Origin of the sequence: Kaistella sp. SH40-3 (assembly GCF_030686865.1) — a bacterium.
Lineage (GTDB): Bacteria > Bacteroidota > Bacteroidia > Flavobacteriales > Weeksellaceae > Kaistella.
Map to the genome: position 1 here is coordinate 339,424 of NZ_JAQYUS010000002.1, position 20,521 is coordinate 359,944.

Genomic DNA, 20,521 nt, shown 5'->3' on the forward strand with positions numbered 1-20,521 from the left:
TCTATGAAAATCGCATTCCTCGGTCCGCACGCCAGTTTTACTCAATTAGCATGTTCCCAAATTTTTCCTGAAAATGAACTTATTCCGCAATCCAGCATTTTAGATTGTTTTAATGCTGTGATTAATGGCGAAGTTGATAAAGCAGTTGTTCCTTTAGAAAACTCCATTGAAGGAACGGTTTCAATGACCTTGGATTATCTTTATGATTTTGATGGTATTTTTATTGAAACCGAAGTCGTAATGCCAATTGCCCATCATTTAATGATTCATCCGGAAAACGAGAATTTCGATACGATTATTTCTCATCCGCAAGCGTTGGGACAAACTTTTCATTTTCGTCACGAACATTTTAAAAATAGAGAAACTCGTGATTTCAGCTCTACTGCTGCAGCGGCAAAATTGGTGGCAGAAAATCCTCAGGAAAAATGGGCAGCCATTGCGAATTCTTATGCTGCAAAATTATATGGGTTAAAAATCCTTCACTCCAATATTCAGGATTTTGAGCAGAATCACACCAAGTTTATTGTGATTTCGAAAACAGATCATTTACTGCAACTCAACTTTCCGAAAACTTCTGAGAAAACTTCTTTATTAATAACGCTTCCCGAAGATCACGCTGGAGGTTTGCATCAAGTACTTTCTGTATTTGCGTGGCGACAAATGAACCTTTCGAAGATTGAAAGTAGAACTTTAAAAACAGGTTTGGGAAATTATTTTTTCTTTATGAATATCGCCAACGAATGGCATCCTGTTTTATCGAAAAACGCTTTGGAAGAACTGGAATCGATTGGGGCAACCGTAAAATTTCTGGGACATTATAAAGAGTATTTGCTAGAAAGTTAATCCTTCTGGAATTTGATTATTTGATCATTAATTTTAATAAAATAAATACCAATTTTAAGGTTTGAAACTTTAATTAATGTTCCAGGATTGTAATTTCCTTTTGCGATCAACCTTCCATCAACACTATAAATCTTATAAGAAGTTGGGGTTAAAATTCCTTTAAAATTAATTTCATTCTTCACTGGATTTGGAAATAATAGCACTTCCTGTTTTTGACTGGAATTTGTTTTTAATAAAGAAGGATCAAAATTGACTGTAGAATTTTTTTCAATAATTCGAAGTTCATCATTAAAGGAAACACTTGCCACTTTAAAATTGATCATTTCTGAAAAACGCTGATTATTCTGCGTATTATTTAAAACTAAATTTAATACTTCTCCATTCGTTCCAGTAACTTTTATAGGCAAAGGCATTTCAAAAAAATTAACGGATGAATGACTCTGAGTTTGAGATATTAAAAAATTAATCTCTTGATTTGCAATGGGTTGATTCCACTTAATCACATAACTTGGATATCCTTCGCCGTACACCCAATCATTAAAAAAATCGGTGAAATCTTTTCCTGTACTGGTGTGAATTTGATTTTTAAAGTTTTCAGTTGTGGCATATTTATAAGCGAAATTTGGATTTGATGCATAATCCCGCATCATTTGAAAAAATTCATCATCGCCCAAAATCCACTGCAGCATTCGTAAAACAAAACCTCCTTTTTGATAAGTTAATCTTCCATTAAAAATAGTTGAAATATCTCCTAAATTTGAATCTTTAATATAAACACTTCCGCCAGGCAAACTGGTTATGGAATTAAGATGAAATTGCAGATGATTTAAAAATTCTGTTGGAGTCATCATATTTTTTTCATAGACCACATATTCTGAGAAAATCGCAAAACCCTCATTCAGCCAAGCATCGTTCCAGGAACCACACGTAATTTTATCACCAAACCACTGATGCGACAATTCGTGTACAATGCCCGCTTTCCCAAAAGAATCCATAGACGACATGGTTTGATGTTCCATTCCAACACCGCTTACCGCAAATTGCATGTGACCATATTTTTCATTCGCAAAAGGATAAGGTCCAAAATGAGTTTCTAAAATAGCCATCGCTTCTTTGGTCCATTCTAGATTATCAAGAACCGCTGGATTCGTACTTGTATCCGAATACAAATAATTAACATAGGGAAAAGATTCATTTCCGATCGTATCATTAAACTTAACAAAATCACCAATCGAAAGTCCTGCTAAGTAAGCAGCCATCGGATATTGCGTTCGCCAAAAGGTTAATTTTCTATTTCCACTTAAAAGAGTTTCTGATTTTAATAAACCATTTGCAGCAACACTGTATTGATCTGGAGTCGTAATTTTGAAATCGAAATGGTCGATTTTATCATTCATACTTTGCTTGGTAGGAAACCAGTTTTGCGCTCCATAAGGTTCAGAAAGCGTCGATAAAACCGGCGAGCCATTTTGCTGTCCGACATAAAAATAGGTTCGCCCAATATTATCTGGAACTCCGGAATAATGAATCGTCAGTGAATCTACAGTATTGTTTGGAATCGAATTGGGAAAATCGATTTTTAATTCCTTGGTAGAAAGTTGTTGAAAAGCCAGCGACAAACCATGATAAGTAACTTCTGAAACTGGAATCTGATCTGTAAAATCAAAGTAAATTGCGGACATCGATTCCTTTGACAAAAAATGAGAAGTGACAGAGCCGGAAATATAAGTCACGGCTGGATCAAGGCTCACCTCCATTCGTTGATATTGAAGATCGTAATTTAAGGTATTTGGATTGATATTGAAATCGGACTTTTTTTGATAAGAACTCAATTCTCTTTCAATCAATGACTGATGTTCAAGCGTTTGTTGCGCCGTAAATCTTGAGAAAAAAATTAGAAGAATTAGTATAGAATAAAAATTTCTCATGCTTATCAATTTAATTTAAAGATAATTAAAAAGCCTGAGAGTCAGTAAATTATTTCTATAAATTTAATAATGTGGTGGATCAATATTTATCCTTCCACTTCTTTTTGAGTTGATCGGCAATTTTATTTTCGGTAGAATTATTGCCTGGTTTATAGAAAGAAGTTCCTTTCAATTCTTCCGGAAGAAATTCTAAATCCACGAAATTCCCCTCGTGAGAATGAGCGTAATCGTAATCTTTTCCGTAATTCAAATCCTTCATTAATTTCGTTGGTGCGTTTCTCAAATGTAATGGAACGGGAAGGTTTCCGGATTGTTTCACCTTTGAAATCGCATCATTTATGGCTAAATAAGTAGAATTACTTTTTGGCGAAACCGCTAAATAAACCGCAGTTTGACTCAAAATAATCCGGGCTTCAGGATTTCCAATTACGTTGATTGCCTGAAAACAATTGTTCGCCATCACCAAGGCATTTGGATTGGCCAAACCAATATCTTCTGAGGCTAAAATCAACATTCTTCTGGCAATGAATTTAATATCCTCGCCACCAACCAACATTCTCGCTAACCAATAAACGGCACCATTCGGATCCGAACCCCGCATTGATTTAATGAACGCAGAAATTATATCGTAATGCTGTTCACCATTTTTGTCATAAAGCGCCATCGTTTCCTGCAAAACAGAAAGTACATCTTCATTAACAATTTCCTTTTTATCAGAATTTTTAAATTGATTCAAAACATTTTCTACAGCATTGATCAACTTCCGCGCGTCGCCACCAGAATATTGAATCAAGGCTTCTTTATCTTTTATATTGAAATCAGTATGCTCCTCTTCATTGTATTTATTTAAAGATATCGCGATGAGTTGTTCTAATTTTTCATAATCCAAACTCTTTAAAACATACACTTGCGAGCGAGATAACAACGCGGAAACCACTTCAAAACTCGGATTCTCCGTAGTCGCGCCCATTAAAACAATCCAGCCTTTTTCTACGGCATGAAGCAATGAATCCTGCTGAGATTTATTAAACCGGTGAATTTCATCAATAAATAAAATGGGTGATTTTCCAGAAAAGAGGTTTTGTTTTTTTGCTTCTTCAATAATTTCTCTAACATCCTTCACCCCACTGGAAACAGCGGAAAGTTTATAGAATTTTCTACCCGACGTTTCAGAAATTATTTCTGCTAAAGTTGTTTTACCAGTTCCGGGCGGTCCCCAAAATAATAGAGAGTTTAAAGTATCATTCTCCAGCATTTTGCGAATCGGACCGTTTTTGCCGGTCAAATGTTCCTGTCCCAAAACCTGATCTAAAGTTTTTGGTCGCAGTCTTTCGGCAAGTGGAGAATTAGAATTCAAGATAGAAAATTGAAGTTTTGTACAAAAAATAATGCATTCAAATTTAAAAATCAAAGATACTTAATTGATAGTATAGTAACTTTAAACATAAACTTAAAGCAAATTTAAACTATTTAGTTATTTTTGCAACGCAATGTTTAACAAAATCATCACATTTCCTTTGGTTGTACTGATAAAAATTTATCAGTGGTTCATCTCACCGTTATTGCCAAAAAACTGTCGTTACGAACCAACGTGCTCTCATTATATGATAGAAGCACTGAAAGTTCACGGCCCGATTAAAGGCTTATGGCTAGGCTCAAAAAGAATTGCAAGATGTCATCCGTGGGGCGGCGAGGGTTATGATCCTGTTCCCCCAAAATGTAAACATTAATAATCATTTAAATTTTTGAATTCAATAATATGCTGACTTTTTTATATTCGACCTGGGATCCGTCCACAGGAATTCCTTTAGGACCAGTTACCCTTCATTACTATAGTTTAATGTTTATTTTCGCTTTTGGATTAGGTTATTATATCATGACTAAAATCTATAAAATCGATAATGTTAACTTAAAATATGTAGAACCCCTTTTTACCTGGACTTTAATCGGAACGATATTAGGAGCACGATTGGGACACGTTATTTTTTATCAGCCCGAACTTTTCAAAGAAGATTTCTGGTCTGTATTTTTACCGATTCGCACAAAACCACATGTTGAATTCACCGGATTTTCTGGATTGGCGAGTCACGGAGCAACCATCGCTTTAATATTTACTACTTTATATTACAGTATAAAAATCATTAAGAAAAATCCGTTTTGGGTCTATGATCGAATCGGAATTCCAGTTGCTTTAGGCGGCGCTTTTGTAAGAATGGGAAACTTTTTTAATTCTGAAATTATCGGAAAACCAGCACCGGAAAATTCTCCGTTTGCTATTTTATTTCCGCAGCAAAGTTCAGAATACGGAGCAATTGTTCCCCGTTATCCGACTCAGTTATTTGAAGCAGGAGGTTATTTTTTACTCTTTATTTTATTGTGGATTCTATACCGATACACACGCAAAAAATACCAGCAAGGTTGGTTATTCGGATTGTTTTTTATCATCCTTTGGGCGATTCGTTTCTTTGTAGAATTCCTCAAAGAGCCACAAGGTGATGAATTTATTCATATCGCTGGATTAAACACAGGACAAGTTCTTTCCATTCCCTTTATGCTGGCGGGATTCGTTATTATGTTTACCTCGAAAAACCGACCATTAACGGAAGAAGAAAACGAGAAACCAGAATAGATTTAAAATTTTATTGATAACTAAATCCCTTCAATTTTTTGAAGGGATTTTTTTTAATTTAAAGATTTGAAAACTGTTCCCAATTCATTAATTAAATCGGATGGCAACATGGCTTCTTTTGAAAACTTTTCTGCGGCGAAATCACCGGCTTTCCCATGAAGCCATACTCCAAAAATCGCTGCATGTTCTGGTGAATAATTCTGAGCTAAAAGTGAAGTGATAATTCCTAATAAAGCATCTCCACTTCCGCCTTTTGCCATTCCCGAATTTCCGGTAATATTATAATAAACCTGATTATCAGGTGTAATAATTTGAGTATGATGATCTTTTAAGACGATGTAAATTTGTAATTCCTGTGCTTTCTGTCGGGCAAGATTTAAGCGCTCAAAGGAGTTTGCTGTCTTTCCGAAAAGCCGTTCAAATTCTTTTGGATGAGGTGTGATGATTGATTTTTTTGGAATTAGCTTTAATCGATCTGAATTGGTGGAAATTATATTTAAAGCGTCTGCATCTAATACTAATGGTTTTTCATAATATTTCAAAAATTGCAAAAAAGAAGATTCTGTTTGAGAATGAGTTCCTAAACCTGGACCGATTCCCAATCTTGAATTTTCTTCAACTGCAAAATTGATGATTTCGTTTTCACCGCCAGAAATAAACATTGCTTCCGGACAATTAGTTTGTAAAATTTCATAACCGCATTTTGGTGCTAGAATAAATGTTAATCCGCTTCCAGAACGTAATGCTGCTATAGTAGACAGGACTGCTGCTCCTGTTTTACCGTAACTTCCGGCAACGATGGTTGTTTTGCCATAAATTCCTTTGTGAGAAAATTCGTTTCTGGGTTTATAAATTTCTTGGATCAATGAATCTTCGATGATGAAATTGCTTGTTAATTCATTAACCTGAAACTCTTTATTTAAACCAATATCAAATACATGAATTCCGCCACAAAAGACGCCAGATTCTGGATGAAGAAAAGATTTTTTCCAGGTTTGAAAAGTCAAAGTTTCATCTGCTTTAAAAACTATCGCATTTTCATCGGTCATTTCATCCGCCTTTAATCCTGATGGAATATCGATCGCAACTTTCGCAAAGTTTAAATCATTAAGAATGGAAATTACTTTTGCTGCTTCTCCTTCAATATTTCGATTTAATCCAATTCCAAAAATAGCATCTACAATAACTGTATTTTCATTAAAACAAAAACCTTTGACCTGCTCAAAATCCAAAACATCAATTCCTGAAATCTCTTTGCACCTTTCAAAATTGGCCAAAGCATCAGTTGAAAAATTTTGATTCTGATCTGTGAACACAATGACATTAAAGCCTTTCTGATATAATAATCTCACGATTGCAAAACCATCTCCACCATTATTTCCATTACCACAGAAAACAGAAAAAGAATTCTTCGTTTCATATTTTTTCAAAAGCCAGTCCACACAGTAATCTGCCGCAATCTCCATTAACTGTAAGGAAGAGATTGGGTTATTTAAAATGGTAAAAGCATACCATTTTTTAATTTGGAGGGCTGAAAAAATTTTCATTTCGTCAAATTATTATTCTATATAAAATTAATGAAAATTTACATCGTATGATAATTTTATCAAATTCTATTATAGCAAGGGTTAATTTTGCGGATTAATTCTAAATTTTATAATTTAATTAACTATTTTTACTCTATTAAAAATTAAAACATAAAATTATGGGATTAGTACAAGAATTTAAAGATTTTGCATTCAAAGGGAATGTAGTCGATTTGGCTGTAGCTGTAATTATCGGTGGTGCATTTGGTAAAATTATTTCTTCTTTTGTAGATGACGTAATTACTCCATTATTGCTGAATCCTGCTTTGGAAGCTGCAAACCTAAAAAACATTTCTGAATTGATGTGGCACGGAGTGAAATATGGTAATTTCCTTTCTGCAGTTATTAGTTTCTTGATTATTGCAATTGTTTTGTTTATAGTAATCAAAGCAGTAAGCAAAGTAAACAAACCTGCAGAAGTTGCACCAGCTGGACCAACTGATGATCAAGTATTATTAACAGAAATCAGAGACTTATTGAAAAACAGACCATAGTTTTTCTTTATTAATGAACAAAGACGCACTTTTCAGTGCGTCTTTTTATTTATTGCGAAATTAATTTTTCTAGTAGGTCTGTAAAATACTGCAGATTTGCTCTGCTAACGAAAGTCCGATTCGGTCTTGCGCTTCCACTGTACTTGCACCCGTGTGCGGAGTTAGTGAAATCTTGGGATGGTTCAGTATTTCTTTCGAAGGTGTTGGTTCATTGGTAAAAACATCTAAACCTGCAAACGCAATCTTGCCACAGTCAAGCGCATCAATCAAGGCTTGTTCATCGATAACACCACCTCGGCTGCAATTTACAATCACTGCCCCATTTTTCATTTTTATAAATTCTGCCGCACCAATCATGCAACCATCTTTTTGCGCCGGAACGTGAAGGGTAATAAAGTCTGCATGTTTCAAAACATCTCCCAAAGGTTCTGTTTCGATATCAACGTTGATAAATTGGTTGTTATAAAACTTCACTTTTATACTGGCTCTCCCGATATTATTATCTGCGGCAATAACACGCATTCCTAAACCTAAAGCAATTCTGGCAACTTCCTGGCCGATTCTTCCCATACCGACAATACCGATGGTTTTGCCACGAAGTTCCATTCCTTTTTCGTAGGATTTTTTAAGTTTGTTAAATTGGGTATCGCCAACCAAAGGCATTTTGCGATTCGAATCCTGCAAAAATCTTGCGCCACTAAACAAATGCGCAAAAACCAGTTCTGCTACAGAAGCCGAAGAAGCCGCCGGTGTATTGATGACATGAATATTTTTCGAACGGGCGTAATCCACATCGATATTATCCATTCCTACTCCACCACGTCCGATGATATCCAAACTCTGGCAAGCATCAATCAAATCTTTTCTAACCTCCGTTGCGCTCCTTACCAATAGTGTCCTTATCTGATGACCATTGATAAAATCCGCTAAAAACTCCTGTGGAACTTTAGTTGTAATTACTTCGAAACCTTTTTCTGTCAAAGCATCAATACCTGATTGATCTAAACCGTCATTTGCTAATATCTTCATCCTATATTTTAATCGTTAAAAACCTCAATCGTTTCTGTTTTCTCTACTAAATCTGTAAATTTACCTTTGTACCTTGTCGCCTTAACAATATGATTATCAATCCAATGATAATTTCCACCGCGTGGTTTCCCACACAAAACGCTGTGGTACTTGAAACCATGTTTATCGAGCCAGTCGATAGTAATCTGTTTTAAATTTTCGGTTCTGGAGGTGAAGAAACAAATGATATGACCTTGATCGTACCAGCGGTTGATTGTTTCTAAGGCATCTAAATACGGCACACAATCCACCATTCTTTCCGGTTCCTCGTTGGGAACATCATCGGTAATTGTACCATCGATATCGATTAGGTAATTCTTAACATCGCCTTTCAGCATTGGGCTCACATGATCTTTATATTCTAATTCCATCATCAAAATTTAAGATGCAAAATTACAAAATTTCATTGATTTTCAGACTATTAAATCATCTCAATCATTATGCATTGAGGCTTTTTCTTTTGTTTACTGTCATTTCCTGTAGCTAAAATCAGTTTTAAAGAATCTCTAATTCAGTCTATTCTGGAAAAATTGAGTCCTGATTTTTCCTTTTTTTGAAGGTTAAATTGGAGTTAAATATTTCCCCAATAGATTTATTAATCTTAATTTTGTGAGGATGGAAGAACAAGTAGTTTTAATCTCGGAAAAAGATGAGGTTTTGGGTTTAATGGATAAAATGCAGGCGCACGAAAACGGTCTTTTGCATCGTGCTTTTTCTGTTTTTTTGTTTAATGAAAAAGGAGAAGTGCTCTTACAAAAAAGAGCCGCCGAAAAATACCATTCCCCCAATCAGTGGACGAATGCAGTTTGTTCTCACCCAAGAGATGGTGAAACTTATCTTGAAGCCGCTCAACGCAGATTAAAAGAAGAGTTGGGAATTGAAGGAATGGAACTCACTCCAAAATTTCACTTCATTTATAAAGCAGATGTTGGCGGAAATCTTTGGGAACATGAACTCGACCACGTTTTTACGGGAAATTATGACGGAGAATTTTCTTTGAATGAAGAAGAAGTTTCGGAAATCAGATATATTACCATGGAAGCGCTGGATGCAGAAATGGAATCGAATCCGGAAAACTTTACAGAATGGTTTAAGATTATTCTGGGGGAATATAAGGACAGGTTGTAGTTGATAGTTGAAGGTAATTTGTTGAACTCAATTACACAAGAACTCAATAAATCTTCTACAAAAATCCTTCGAAAGAGAAACGAAAAATTATTATAGCCCCGATGGAAGTGGCATCCCACGAATCCGCGACAGCGGTGAGTGGATATAACGGACAGCGGGATGGGTTTTGAAAAAAGCGAAAATTGGGTTGCTCCTAAAAAAATAAATTAATAAAAAGAAAATATGAAAAGAACTTCTTTATTTGACAAACATGTGTCGCTTGGTGCGAAAATGGTGCCTTTTGCAGGTTTTGAAATGCCCGTGCAATATGCTGGCGTAACGCAGGAACATTTTGCGGTTCGTGAGAAAGTGGGCGTTTTTGATGTTTCACACATGGGTCAGTTTTTCGTAGAAGGTCCTGCTGCAAAAGATTTGCTGCAGTATGTTGGGACAAATAATGTAAATACACTCGAAGATGGAAAGGCGCAGTATACGTGTTTACCGAACGGAAATGGTGGAATTGTTGATGATTTAATCGTTTACAAAATGTCTGATGAAAAATATTTTGTGGTGGTAAATGCTTCGAATATTGAAAAAGACTGGGCGCACATTTCGAAACATAATGAAAAATTTGGAGCGAAATTAACCAATGCATCAGATGAAATGTCTTTGCTGGCAATTCAAGGTCCGAAAGCGACGGAAACTTTGCAAAAAATAACGGACGTGAATCTTTCTGATATGCCGTATTACCACTTTTCAGTGGGAACGGTTGCGGGAGTTTCTGACGTTATTATTTCGAATACAGGTTATACCGGAAGTGGCGGTTTTGAAATTTATTTTAAGAATGAAGATGCTCTACAACTTTGGGACGCTATTATTGAAGCAGGTGAAGAATTTGGAATCGAACCGTGTGGATTGGCTTCCAGAGATACTTTGCGTTTGGAAAAAGGGTTCTGTTTGTACGGAAATGATATCGATGATACGACATCTCCGCTTGAAGCAGGATTAGGTTGGATCACGAAATTCGATAAAGATTTTGTAGACAAAGAGCGTTTTGCAAAACAAAAAGAAGAAGGTATTACGAAGAAATTAGTCGGTTTTGAAATGCAGGAAAGAGCGATTCCAAGACATGATTATTTGGTGGTTGATGCTGAAGGAAATGAAATCGGAAAAGTGACTTCGGGAACGATGAGTCCGATGAAAGGAATTGGAATTGGGTTGGCTTATGTGGCGACTGATCACAACAAAGTCGGTTCTGATATTTTTATCCAGATTAGAAATAAAAATGTTCCAGCGAAAGTGGTGAAGACTCCTTTTGTATAGTCCATTTTGAAATATAGGAAACAGAAAAGCGACTGAAAAATCAGTCGCTTTTTTTGTGAGTTACTGTAATATTATTTAATCTCAATTGTTTTCAATATTGGAGATTGAATTTCTTTTTTCGGTACTGAAACTTTTAGGATTCCATCTTCGTAAGTTGCCTCAATTTTGTCTGTTTCAACCATTTCTGGCAAGGTGAAAGAACGGCTGAAGGAACTGTAATTAAATTCTCTTCTGGTGAATTTTCCGTCCTTGTCTACTTCTTCATTTTCCGATTTATTTTCACTTGAAATACTCAATACATTTCGATCCAGGTTAATTTTAAAATCTTGTTTTTTGATTCCCGGTGCGGCGACCTGAATTTCAAATCCATTTTCCTCTTCTTTTACGTTGACAGATGGAATGGTTAAAGAATCTTCCGCAAATGGTCTTCTATTAAAATCCATTAAATCTTTGGTGAAAAAGTCGTCAAAAAAACTGTTTCTTCTGCTTAAATTATTCATTGTATTTAATTTTTGGGGTTAAACATTTATGATTAATCTATCTAGAAGTTCACAAATAAAATGCCGTTTGAATTTAAGAGACAACATTTCATAACTTGTTGATTTAAATGACATTAAGTCATAAAATTAACATTCATTCCTTTGTAAAAATGAAATATTGACTTAGTTAGGTAGATGTTGGAAACAGAAATTATTTCCAATACGGGTATTTCTTTTACAGCGCGAACCTGATTTCGTGGTTGCATAACATCTGTTATAGGAATTGACTCCCGCAGTTTTTTTAGGTTTTGAAACTATTCCTAAAGTTTGCCTAAAAGATGGTTTACAAATATTACAGGAACTAAGTCCTAATCGTAACGCTTGATTTAAAGTAATAGAAGACGAAACATTTTTCACCATTCTGCAACTCGACAAATGATATTTAGAACCGGACGGCGTTTTATAAACCGTTTGCGCTGAAAGATTTACAGAGAAAAATAATATAAATAATAATCTTATCATTTTCCGCTAAAAAACTGTTCTAAATTTTCGATATTTTTTTTATCATTCCCAATAAAAATTTCTTTATCTGTAAGGAAAACCGGACGTTTCAGAAACGAATAATGATCTAATATTAATTCTTTAAAATCTTTTTCTTCTAATGATTTAACATCAATGTTTCTGACTTTTATTTGAGTTGATCTTCTGCTGAAAAGTGCCTCGTACGATTTTGAGTGTTCATACATTTGGGTCAGTTCTTCTTCAGTGATTGGTGAACTTTTCAATTCACGTAATTCCCAGTCAGAAAGATCGAACATCTTTAAAATCTTGGTGCACGTTCCGCAGGTTTTAAGGTAAAATACTTTTTGCATATTTCAAATTTAGGGATAAATTCAAGATTTTAAAAATTAAATGAATATCTTTAAGTTTTAATAAAGATTTATGCAAAATAAAACAGTTTTTCAGTTTATATCGGAGCCGAGCGATGTAAATTATGGTGGTAATGTTCACGGTGGAAGTGTAATGAAATGGATTGACCAAGCCGGTTATGCCTGTGCGAGTTCCTGGGCTTCCAGTTATTGCGTTACCGTTTATGTTGGTGGGATTAGGTTTTATTCGCCCATTAAAATTGGACATATTGTAAAAGTGGAAGCCGAAGTTATTTACACCGGAAAAACGAGTATGCATATTGCCATCAATGTTTTTTCACGCAATATCAAAAGGAAAGCTTTCGAAAAGAAAACACACTGTATCATTGTTTTTGTAGCGGTTGATGATGAAGGAAATTCTGTTGAAGTTCCGAAGTTTGTACCGAAAACCGCGCAAGATATGCAGATGGAAAAATATGCGATTAAACTGATGGATTTAAGAAAGAAAATTGAGGATGAGATGAAGCCTTTTATGTAAAATTTAAGCAACTTTAAAAATATCATCTACTCATTTAACAGGATTTTCAAACCAATTGTTTTGTTTAAAAACATTACTTAATCCAACTGCCTTATATTCAAATTTCTAAATCCTTGAAAACAATTATCATTATAAATGCGATAGGGATTTAACGTTATTTCATACCTCATTGAAGTTTTTTCAAAAATATCAAACAATTATTTAATTTCTTTTAATCAAATTAAAATATAAAGGTTTTTTAAATTATATTTGTTAAGTTTCTTTTAAGAATCATTTAAGATTTTTTTAAGAAATTTTTTTTTGAATATAATATCTACTGAATGAAGAAATTCTACCTGTTCTTTTTACTTTTCACCTACCAATTCATTTATTCTCAAATCAAAAACTCCGATTCCGAAAACTACCTGCGGAATGGAATGTTCGAAAATAAATCCGGAAAAATAATCACCGATAATGCGGAGAAAATTAAATTTCTGGAAACAAGAAATCAGAAAATTCAGTTAGAAAATAAAAACCAGTTAAAAGCGACACAACCCGCCGTGGAAATGTGCACCAATGGTGGTTTTGAGCAAGTGGAGAACATCGGCGGAAGTAATTTCATTAAAAATTTTCTTTATAACATTGGCGATCCACCAGGACCCACACAATGTAAATCTATTTCAAACTGGGGCGACACGGCTATTCCGCAATATAATCCGACGAATAATTTTGTAATGGCAACCTCGGTTCCGGCAAATCTTATCGATGGTTACATGGGTGACATTAAAGCATTTGATCAATATGCCCTAAAATTAAATTATGAAAACTCCGGAACATACGGTGCAATTGCTCAGGGAAGGAGATTCAAAACTAATAATGAAAATTTCTTAAAATTCAATTACAAAGCCGTCTTACAGTCGGTTTATGATACCAGCCACACGGATAATCAGGCCTTCTTTAAGGCTCGAATCCTAGATAAAAACAAAGTAGTTGTCAGCGAATTTTGCTTGGTTGGAGATGAGAAAAACTGTATTTTCACCAAAGTTCCAGAAGGTGGATATGGCTATGTAACATTGTATACTGCGAACTGGCAATCAGGGATTTTAGATATTTCTTCGATCCCGAATAATGAAGAGTTTACCGTAGAATTCATGGCATCCCGTTGCGGACTGGGCGGACATTTCGGGTACGCTTATGTAGATGATATCTGTTTGCTGCAATCCAATGAAAATTTCGTAGGATCGGTTACCCTGGATCCTTTATATGCAGTTTGTCCCACTCTTCCTATCAGTGTTTGCGGAAATTATACTTTGCCAAATTCAGGAGGGATTAGTGCAACGTTAAAAAAATTAACGTTAAAAGTATATAATGCTGCTGAAGCGGTGGTTTATACAACGACGGCGACTTCCTCTTTGGATACGGCGAATAAGAAATTCTGTTTTTCACTGTTAGCACAGAACTTTCCAGATATTTCGAGCGGCAATTATAATGTGGGTGTTACGGCAGATTTTGATGTGGCAGGTTCTGCGGGAGGTTGCGGCAGTAGTGGCAATACGCAAATCTTCGCTTCTGCAAATGACCCTGATGCAAATGACGGCTGGGATATCAGTTTTTTAAATTGCTCCTCTAACTGTAATTTAAATGTGAACACCGCAAAAATATCAAAATGCGATACTAACCACGATGGTTTCGAAGATTTTAACTTAACCTCTTTTGATTCACAAGTCGTCAATTCCACGGCGGGTCTTACGTTTACGTACTTTAAAAATTTCGATAATGCCTTTAACAACACGAACTCGATCGCAAATTTTACAACTTACAATTCACCTTCGGCAGTTATTTATATAAGAGTATCGAGAGATGCAGGTTGTTATAAAATTATTCCTGTTAATCTTGAAGTTAAAAATCCCACTGCCACCATTTCAGGAATTCTGAATGTGTGTTCGGGAAGTACGGTACTAAAAGCATCTTCGGGAGCCACTTATTTGTGGAGTACGGGAGAAACCAGTCAAAATATTACGGTAACAAATATTGGGATCTATTCAGTAACCGTGACTGATAGTTTTGGGTGTTCGAATACTGCAACCGTATCGATAGAACCTAGTCAGACTGCGGTAACACCAACTCTGGAAATTACACAGCCCTCTTGTTTTGTTTCTACAGGAACCATTAAAGTAACTTCGGCTGCTTCAGAATATAGTTTCGATAATGGAGTAACCTGGGTAACCAACTCCACAAAGACAGGATTGTATCCCGGAACTTATCAGGTATTGATTAAGACAGTGAAAGGCTGTACTTCTTATGCGCAGTCGGCTACCATTGTACCATCGCTAACCCCGTATCCTAACGTTAACTCTGAACAACCAAGATTTTGTGGAGATACCGGGAAAATTACCGTTACCAGTAATGCCGCTTATTATAGTTTTGACAATGGTTCAACTTGGGTCACAGATGCTGTGGCAGGCGGATTACAACCGGGAACGTACACCATTAGAACCAAAGATATTGCAGGATGTATATCAAATCCAGCCGTTATTTTAATATCGAGTAATACTTTAGGAAATCCCGATTATACCGTAGTGAGTCCGGCGTGTTCTGTCCCTGGAAGTATCACTATTAATACTGCCGCGGATTTTTATACTTTCGATGGTGGACAAACTTGGGTTACAACAAATGTTCTGTCCAATATCCTGTCTGGAAATTTTTCTGTGGGTATTAAAAATAATTTAGGTTGTACTTCCTATTTTCAAAGTATTTATCTGCAGACCTTTCAGAATACCTATCCAGAGTATGAATCGATACAGCCAACCTGTGGAGAAAACGGAACAGTTTACATTAAAACAGAAGCAGATTTCTATAGTTTCGACAATGGAGTGACATGGGGAACCAGCAATATGAAAGATCTACCTGCAGGAAATTACAACATAAAATTAAAGAATGCAGCAGGATGCCAATCAGTGTCCAGATTGGTTTATTTATATCCACCGACACTGCCATTGCCTTTTATAACTACAGTACAACCAACCTGTGGAAGTAATGGAAACATAATCATCAACAGTGTTTCAGATTTTTACTCTTTTGATAATGGGGTTACGTGGGTTACAACGAACACCAAAAGTTTGCCGGCCGGAACTTATCAAATCATGACTAAAAACAGTTTAGGATGCACCTCGAACCCACAAAGCGTCTCCTTATCTGAAGTAAAATTACCGATGCCTTCAACAACGGTAATTCAGCCAACCTGTACCACCAAAGGAAGCATTACCATCAATACCTCTGCGAGTTTTTACAGTATTAATGGAGGAACGAACTGGGTAACAACGAATGTTTTCAATAATTTAACCGGGTCCAGTTATAATGTGATGGTTAAGAACAGCCAAAATTGCGTGTCGGAAAGTAATTACGTTTATTTTAATCAAATTTATTTAGATAATCCGACTTATACTGCTGTGAGTCCCAGTTGTGGGAATATCGGAAACATCACCTTTACTTCTACCGCCGCTGGTTACAGTATCGATGGTGGATATACCTGGTCTAGCAATCCTGTGTTTGACAATTTACCTGCCGGAAGTTATTATTTAGTCGTGAAAAACAGCGCAAATTGTAAATCAAACACCATTAGTGTTTATATGAACACGACCGACCTTGCCAGTCCGACGGTGGATGTTACTCAACCAACCTGTGGAGTTAAAGGAAAAATTACCGTGACCACACCAGCCACCTCTTACAGTTTCGATAATGGGAATACCTGGAGTTCTTCACCCGTTTTAAATAATGTTTCTCCGGGATATTATTACGTGAAAGTTAAAAACGGCACCTGTACTTCAAATTATACTTCGGTAAATATGCTAGAATTCTTCCTTCCGATCCCTAGTTTTACAGGTACCCAGCCAAGTTGTGGCGTTGGTGGAACCATCTCTATCACAACGCCAGCCACCCAATATAGTATTAATGGCGGCCAGACCTGGAGCACCTCACCTACTTTCACCAATCTTAGCGATGGTTATTATAATGTGATGGTTCAAAACTCACAAGGCTGTAAATCAATTTCGTATGGAACATCTCTAAGTTTGGTTAAATACTATTTACCAAAACCAGATGTTTTAATTATTCAGCCAACCTGTGGTAATAAAGGGAGCATAAAAATTATGACGAGTGCTTCTTCCTATAGTTTTGATGGTGGACAAACTTGGAGTACCGTCAACGAAAAGACCAATTTATCGTCGGGTTCCTTTAATATTGTAATTAAAAATGCACAAGGATGTACTTCTAATCCTTACGATATGAGTATTTACATCAATGCTTTTTACTTATCGCGTCCTTTAATCAAAGTAGTGCAACCTACTTGCACCAACAACGGAAGCATAACTGTGGTTTCTCAAGCAGCACAATATTCCTTTGATAATGGAGTAACCTGGGTAACGAATCCCGTTTTATTAAATCCTACACCCGGATATTATAACATTTTAATCAAAAATTCTGCGGGTTGTACTTCAACATCTGCCAGTGCATCAATTTATAAATTTTATTTGAATTCACCGAGCGTCACCACAATTCAGCCAACCTGTTCGGCACCGAAAGGAAGCATTTTCATCAATACGATAGCGGATCTTTACAGTTTTGATAATGGCGCGACCTGGACCAGCAATCCCGTAAAAACAAACGTAAATTCTGGAAGTTATACTCTTCTAATTAAAAATTCTTTTGGATGTATTTCGCAAGGTGCATATGCCTACATCAATTCTGCACCGCCGATTCCTACCACTCCTGTGGCTACGGTAACACAGCCAACCGCATGTGACGCGACCGATGGCAGCATTACGATTACCACACCCGGTAGCAGTTATACCTTTAATGATGGTGCGACCTGGACTACCAATCCGGTGAAAAAAAATATCGGGGCAGGGACTTATATCATCAGAATAAAAACCAACAGTTCCAGTTGCCAATCTATTGCTGTTGCTGTTACCCTAAATTCAGGAATCAACATTGCAGCACCTGCGTTAACAGTTACACAACCCACCTGCAGCGTTTCTACAGGTTCAATTACAGTAACGACCTCTGCATCAACCTACAGTTTTGATGATGGGTTAACTTTTATTTATTCAGATACCAAAAGCGGTTTGCTCCCCGGTAATTATAAAATCAAAATAAAAAATGCCGCAGGTTGTATTTCAGATGTGACAACCGCTACGGTTACGACTCCGGCACCTTTGCCTGCTCCACTCTTTAATATCACGCAACCAAATTGTACAACTGCTTTAGGAACGATACAAATAACAACAACCGCCGCAGAATATAGTTTTGATAACGGGCTTACTTATAGCACCTCTAATTCTAAATCTAATATAGGACCGGGAACATATAATTTGATGATTAAAGATAATGCAGGATGCATTTCATATGCCGGAATTGCAACGGTAAATGCGCAGCCCATCACACCTAACGCTCCACAGATTGCCGTAACTCAACCGACTGGATGTGCAGCGTCCTGGGGAACTGTAGCCGTGATTTCTGCTGCAGGTTTATATAGTTTTGATGATGGCGCGACTTGGGTTAACACTGCTTCTGCAAATCTCACTCCGGGAACCTATCAAATCCGGATCAAGTTAGATGCAAATGGTTGCTCATCTCCAGCAACTTCGGCTACTGTTGATGCATCACCGAATGCACCCACACTCCCACTTTTTGCAGTTACGCATCCTACTTCCTGTGTTAGTCCTTTTGGAAATATTACCATAACTTCTACGGAACACCTGTACAGTTTTGATAATGGAGCAACTTATTCTTCAAGTTCAAATTCCGGACAACTTTCGCCGGGAACCTATCAACTGAAGGTTAAAAACAGTGCAGGTTGCGAATCAGGAGTCGTTTCAGTAACCATAAATACTCCCGCAGATACGCCAGTAAGGCCAACAGCAACCGTAAAACAAATTGACTGCTCGAATTCATCGGCCCAAATTATCATTAATGAAAGTGCGTCACATTACAGTATTGATAGTGGATTGACTTGGCAAAACTCAAATACTTTCAAAGGTTTGTTGCCGAAAACTTATCTTCTTAAAATTAAGAATTCCCTCGGTTGCGAATCGATCAACTCTTCTGTAGTGGTAAATGTTTTTAATAATCCAACACCAAAACCGGCTGTAAATGCTATACAAAATTTCTGCATACAACAAAATGCAACCGTTGCCAACCTTACTGTTACGGGAACGAATGTAAAGTGGTATGCAAATCCAGTTTTGGGAAATACCATTTCCAGCACTACTCCATTGATGAACGGCAGTACTTATTATGCAACTCAAACCGTAAATTCGTGTGAAAGTGAAAGAACTCCGGTAACCGTGAATATTATCGCCACTCCCGCACCAACCGGAAATTCTCTTCAGGAATTTTGTACAAGTCAAAATGCGACATTGGCGAATCTGGTGATCACAGGAAGTCAAATAAAATGGTATAGCAGCAATTCTGGGAGTACCGTTCTTCCGGGAAATACGCTTCTTCAAAATGGAATGACCTACTTTGCCACTCAAACCAGTCAAGGCTGCGAAAGTGTTCCGAGAACTGCGGTCACCGTATCTTTGGTTATCACAAATATTCCGGCCACGGACTTCACTGCCGTGCCTTTATGTTCAGATGAAAATGGAACTAAAAAAATAAATTTAACACAGTACGAAACTGATTTGGTCGTAAATTCAGCCGTTTACACTTATATTTATTACAACCAGAATAACCAGGTGATTACCGATGTTGCAAACTTTAATTTACAAACTGGGCAAAATAATTTCTTTGTAGAAATAAATTCAGCGTCGGGATGTTCAGCGAAAGTAAAACTGACCATTCCCCTTAATGCTTCGCCAGTCGTCCCATTGCCGGCAACCGCAGAATATTGTCCGGAGAGTTTTGTACAACTTGATGCAGGCAATTCTACAGGAACAAGTTCTTATGTATGGAAATTTAATGGAACGCAAATAAGTTCACAACAAACCATTAATGCTGATCAAAACGGAACTTATCAGATTACAGTTACCAATCTTTCCGGCTGCAGCACGACAAAATCTGTAGTGGTGAAAAAAGTAGATTTCCCTTTAATTACCGACATTAAAATAGAAAACAGTATGGTTCTAATTATTGCGACGGGAAGTGGAATGCTGGAGTACTCGATAGACGGAACCTCTTGGCAATCCTCTACTATTTTCTATAATGTTCCCAACGGAAATCATATTGCATTCGTGAGAAGTGGTCTGCAACCATGTGCAGTTGCAGAAAAAGAGTTCACTATCTTCAAAATCAATAATGCCTTCTCACCCAACAGCGATGGAATCAATGACGACTGGAAAATAGAAGGAATAGAAAATTATCCCGGCTCTAAAGTAAAAGTAATTGATCGTTTTGGAACAGTTGTGTTAGACCGCGTAGTAAAAGGTCCTTTCTCTTGGAATGGAGAATATTTAAGTAGAAAATTAGCAAGCGGTAATTATTGGTATCACATCAGTCTTTCTGATGGTAGAATATTATCGGGTTATGTGATGATCAAAAATAGAAATTAAGAGCAATGCTACCGAATAATCCTATAGAGATTTGAAAGTGTTTAAACCGGTGAAAAGCGCAACTGAAAATATGCCGTGAACTTATATATCATGGAAGGTTGCAGGTGAAGATATTTACATTTTAAAGC

16 protein-coding genes are annotated in these 20,521 nt (G+C 36.5%); 8 read left to right on the forward strand and 8 right to left on the reverse strand.

Going from position 1 to position 20,521, the window contains the following annotated elements; all coding sequences use genetic code 11:
- Window positions 1–3 precede the first annotated feature (3 nt).
- Window positions 4–843, forward strand: a complete 840-nt coding sequence (gene pheA, locus PUH65_RS05340; RefSeq protein WP_305518772.1) for a prephenate dehydratase — start codon at window positions 4–6, stop codon at window positions 841–843.
- On the opposite strand, the gene PUH65_RS05345 is transcribed toward pheA, so the two are convergent.
- Both PUH65_RS05345 and PUH65_RS05350 read right to left on the reverse strand, forming a co-directional pair.
- Window positions 840–2,771 carry a M1 family aminopeptidase gene (locus tag PUH65_RS05345; RefSeq protein WP_305518773.1) on the reverse strand — a complete coding sequence of 644 codons (1,932 nt, stop codon included), beginning with the start codon at window positions 2,769–2,771 and terminating at the stop codon, window positions 840–842. The genes pheA and PUH65_RS05345 overlap by 4 nt on opposite strands.
- A 79-nt stretch (window positions 2,772–2,850) precedes the next feature.
- Complete coding sequence (locus tag PUH65_RS05350) at window positions 2,851–4,128, reverse strand: replication-associated recombination protein A (RefSeq protein ID WP_305518775.1); 1,278 nt, start codon at window positions 4,126–4,128, stop codon at window positions 2,851–2,853.
- Between the two features lie 133 nt (window positions 4,129–4,261).
- Here PUH65_RS05350 and yidD point away from each other — a divergent pair, with 133 nt between their 5' ends.
- A complete protein-coding gene (gene yidD, locus PUH65_RS05355; protein WP_305518776.1) occupies window positions 4,262–4,501 on the forward strand; it encodes a membrane protein insertion efficiency factor YidD in 240 nt (79 codons plus the stop codon).
- Window positions 4,502–4,530: 29 nt separating this feature from the next.
- Entirely contained in the window at window positions 4,531–5,400 is an 870-nt protein-coding gene (lgt, locus tag PUH65_RS05360; RefSeq protein WP_305518777.1) for a prolipoprotein diacylglyceryl transferase, read from the forward strand.
- 53 nt (window positions 5,401–5,453) lie between these two features.
- On the opposite strand, the gene PUH65_RS05365 is transcribed toward lgt, so the two are convergent.
- On the reverse strand, window positions 5,454–6,947 hold the full coding sequence (locus tag PUH65_RS05365; protein WP_305518778.1) for an NAD(P)H-hydrate dehydratase: 1,494 nt from the start codon (window positions 6,945–6,947) through the stop codon (window positions 5,454–5,456).
- A 158-nt stretch (window positions 6,948–7,105) separates the two neighbouring features.
- Between PUH65_RS05365 and mscL the strand changes: the two genes are divergently transcribed.
- Entirely contained in the window at window positions 7,106–7,480 is a 375-nt protein-coding gene (mscL, locus tag PUH65_RS05370; protein ID WP_305518779.1) for a large conductance mechanosensitive channel protein MscL, read from the forward strand.
- Window positions 7,481–7,549: 69 nt separating this feature from the next.
- Here mscL and PUH65_RS05375 read toward each other — a convergent pair whose 3' ends face one another.
- Window positions 7,550–8,509, reverse strand: a complete 960-nt coding sequence (locus PUH65_RS05375) for a D-2-hydroxyacid dehydrogenase (RefSeq protein WP_305518780.1) — start codon at window positions 8,507–8,509, stop codon at window positions 7,550–7,552.
- Between the two features lie 8 nt (window positions 8,510–8,517).
- Window positions 8,518–8,919 carry a phosphoheptose isomerase gene (locus PUH65_RS05380; RefSeq protein WP_305518893.1) on the reverse strand — a complete coding sequence of 134 codons (402 nt, stop codon included), beginning with the start codon at window positions 8,917–8,919 and terminating at the stop codon, window positions 8,518–8,520.
- Window positions 8,920–9,163: 244 nt separating this feature from the next.
- On the opposite strand from PUH65_RS05380, the gene idi reads away from it, so the two are divergent.
- Window positions 9,164–9,676, forward strand: coding sequence for an isopentenyl-diphosphate Delta-isomerase (gene idi, locus PUH65_RS05385; RefSeq protein ID WP_305518782.1), 513 nt, complete (start codon window positions 9,164–9,166; stop codon window positions 9,674–9,676).
- A gap of 222 nt (window positions 9,677–9,898) precedes the next feature.
- Window positions 9,899–10,978 (forward strand): glycine cleavage system aminomethyltransferase GcvT, encoded by a 1,080-nt coding sequence (gene gcvT, locus PUH65_RS05390; protein WP_305518783.1) that lies wholly within the window; start codon window positions 9,899–9,901, stop codon window positions 10,976–10,978.
- 71 nt (window positions 10,979–11,049) lie between these two features.
- Here the strand turns inward: gcvT and PUH65_RS05395 are convergent, their stop codons facing one another.
- The 3 genes from PUH65_RS05395 to PUH65_RS05405 form a co-directional block, all read right to left on the reverse strand.
- On the reverse strand, window positions 11,050–11,478 hold the full coding sequence (locus tag PUH65_RS05395) for an Hsp20/alpha crystallin family protein (protein WP_305518784.1): 429 nt from the start codon (window positions 11,476–11,478) through the stop codon (window positions 11,050–11,052).
- Window positions 11,479–11,640: 162 nt separating this feature from the next.
- On the reverse strand, window positions 11,641–11,979 hold the full coding sequence (locus PUH65_RS05400) for a hypothetical protein (RefSeq protein ID WP_305518785.1): 339 nt from the start codon (window positions 11,977–11,979) through the stop codon (window positions 11,641–11,643).
- Window positions 11,976–12,329, reverse strand: coding sequence for an arsenate reductase family protein (locus PUH65_RS05405; protein WP_305518786.1), 354 nt, complete (start codon window positions 12,327–12,329; stop codon window positions 11,976–11,978). Before PUH65_RS05405 ends, PUH65_RS05400 begins: the two co-directional genes overlap by 4 nt.
- Before the next feature lie 70 nt (window positions 12,330–12,399).
- On the opposite strand from PUH65_RS05405, the gene PUH65_RS05410 reads away from it, so the two are divergent.
- Window positions 12,400–12,864 (forward strand): acyl-CoA thioesterase, encoded by a 465-nt coding sequence (locus PUH65_RS05410; protein ID WP_305518787.1) that lies wholly within the window; start codon window positions 12,400–12,402, stop codon window positions 12,862–12,864.
- A gap of 320 nt (window positions 12,865–13,184) precedes the next feature.
- Complete coding sequence (locus tag PUH65_RS05415) at window positions 13,185–20,393, forward strand: T9SS type B sorting domain-containing protein (protein WP_305518788.1); 7,209 nt, start codon at window positions 13,185–13,187, stop codon at window positions 20,391–20,393.
- Window positions 20,394–20,521 lie beyond the last annotated feature (128 nt).

Bases quoted from the DNA above. Each gene is read 5' to 3' on its own strand.
- PUH65_RS05380 (WP_305518893.1), bottom strand. From the start codon at position 8,919: ATGGAATTAGAATATAAAGATCATGTGAGCCCAATGCTGAAAGGCGAT.
- yidD (WP_305518776.1), top strand. From the start codon at position 4,262: ATGTTTAACAAAATCATCACATTTCCTTTGGTTGTACTGATAAAAATT.
- PUH65_RS05410 (WP_305518787.1), top strand. From the start codon at position 12,400: ATGCAAAATAAAACAGTTTTTCAGTTTATATCGGAGCCGAGCGATGTA.
- PUH65_RS05395 (WP_305518784.1), bottom strand. From the start codon at position 11,478: ATGAATAATTTAAGCAGAAGAAACAGTTTTTTTGACGACTTTTTCACC.
- PUH65_RS05405 (WP_305518786.1), bottom strand. From the start codon at position 12,329: ATGCAAAAAGTATTTTACCTTAAAACCTGCGGAACGTGCACCAAGATT.
- lgt (WP_305518777.1), top strand. From the start codon at position 4,531: ATGCTGACTTTTTTATATTCGACCTGGGATCCGTCCACAGGAATTCCT.
- PUH65_RS05400 (WP_305518785.1), bottom strand. From the start codon at position 11,979: ATGATAAGATTATTATTTATATTATTTTTCTCTGTAAATCTTTCAGCG.
- PUH65_RS05365 (WP_305518778.1), bottom strand. From the start codon at position 6,947: ATGAAAATTTTTTCAGCCCTCCAAATTAAAAAATGGTATGCTTTTACC.
- idi (WP_305518782.1), top strand. From the start codon at position 9,164: ATGGAAGAACAAGTAGTTTTAATCTCGGAAAAAGATGAGGTTTTGGGT.
- PUH65_RS05415 (WP_305518788.1), top strand. From the start codon at position 13,185: ATGAAGAAATTCTACCTGTTCTTTTTACTTTTCACCTACCAATTCATT.
- pheA (WP_305518772.1), top strand. From the start codon at position 4: ATGAAAATCGCATTCCTCGGTCCGCACGCCAGTTTTACTCAATTAGCA.
- mscL (WP_305518779.1), top strand. From the start codon at position 7,106: ATGGGATTAGTACAAGAATTTAAAGATTTTGCATTCAAAGGGAATGTA.
- gcvT (WP_305518783.1), top strand. From the start codon at position 9,899: ATGAAAAGAACTTCTTTATTTGACAAACATGTGTCGCTTGGTGCGAAA.
- PUH65_RS05375 (WP_305518780.1), bottom strand. From the start codon at position 8,509: ATGAAGATATTAGCAAATGACGGTTTAGATCAATCAGGTATTGATGCT.
- PUH65_RS05345 (WP_305518773.1), bottom strand. From the start codon at position 2,771: ATGAGAAATTTTTATTCTATACTAATTCTTCTAATTTTTTTCTCAAGA.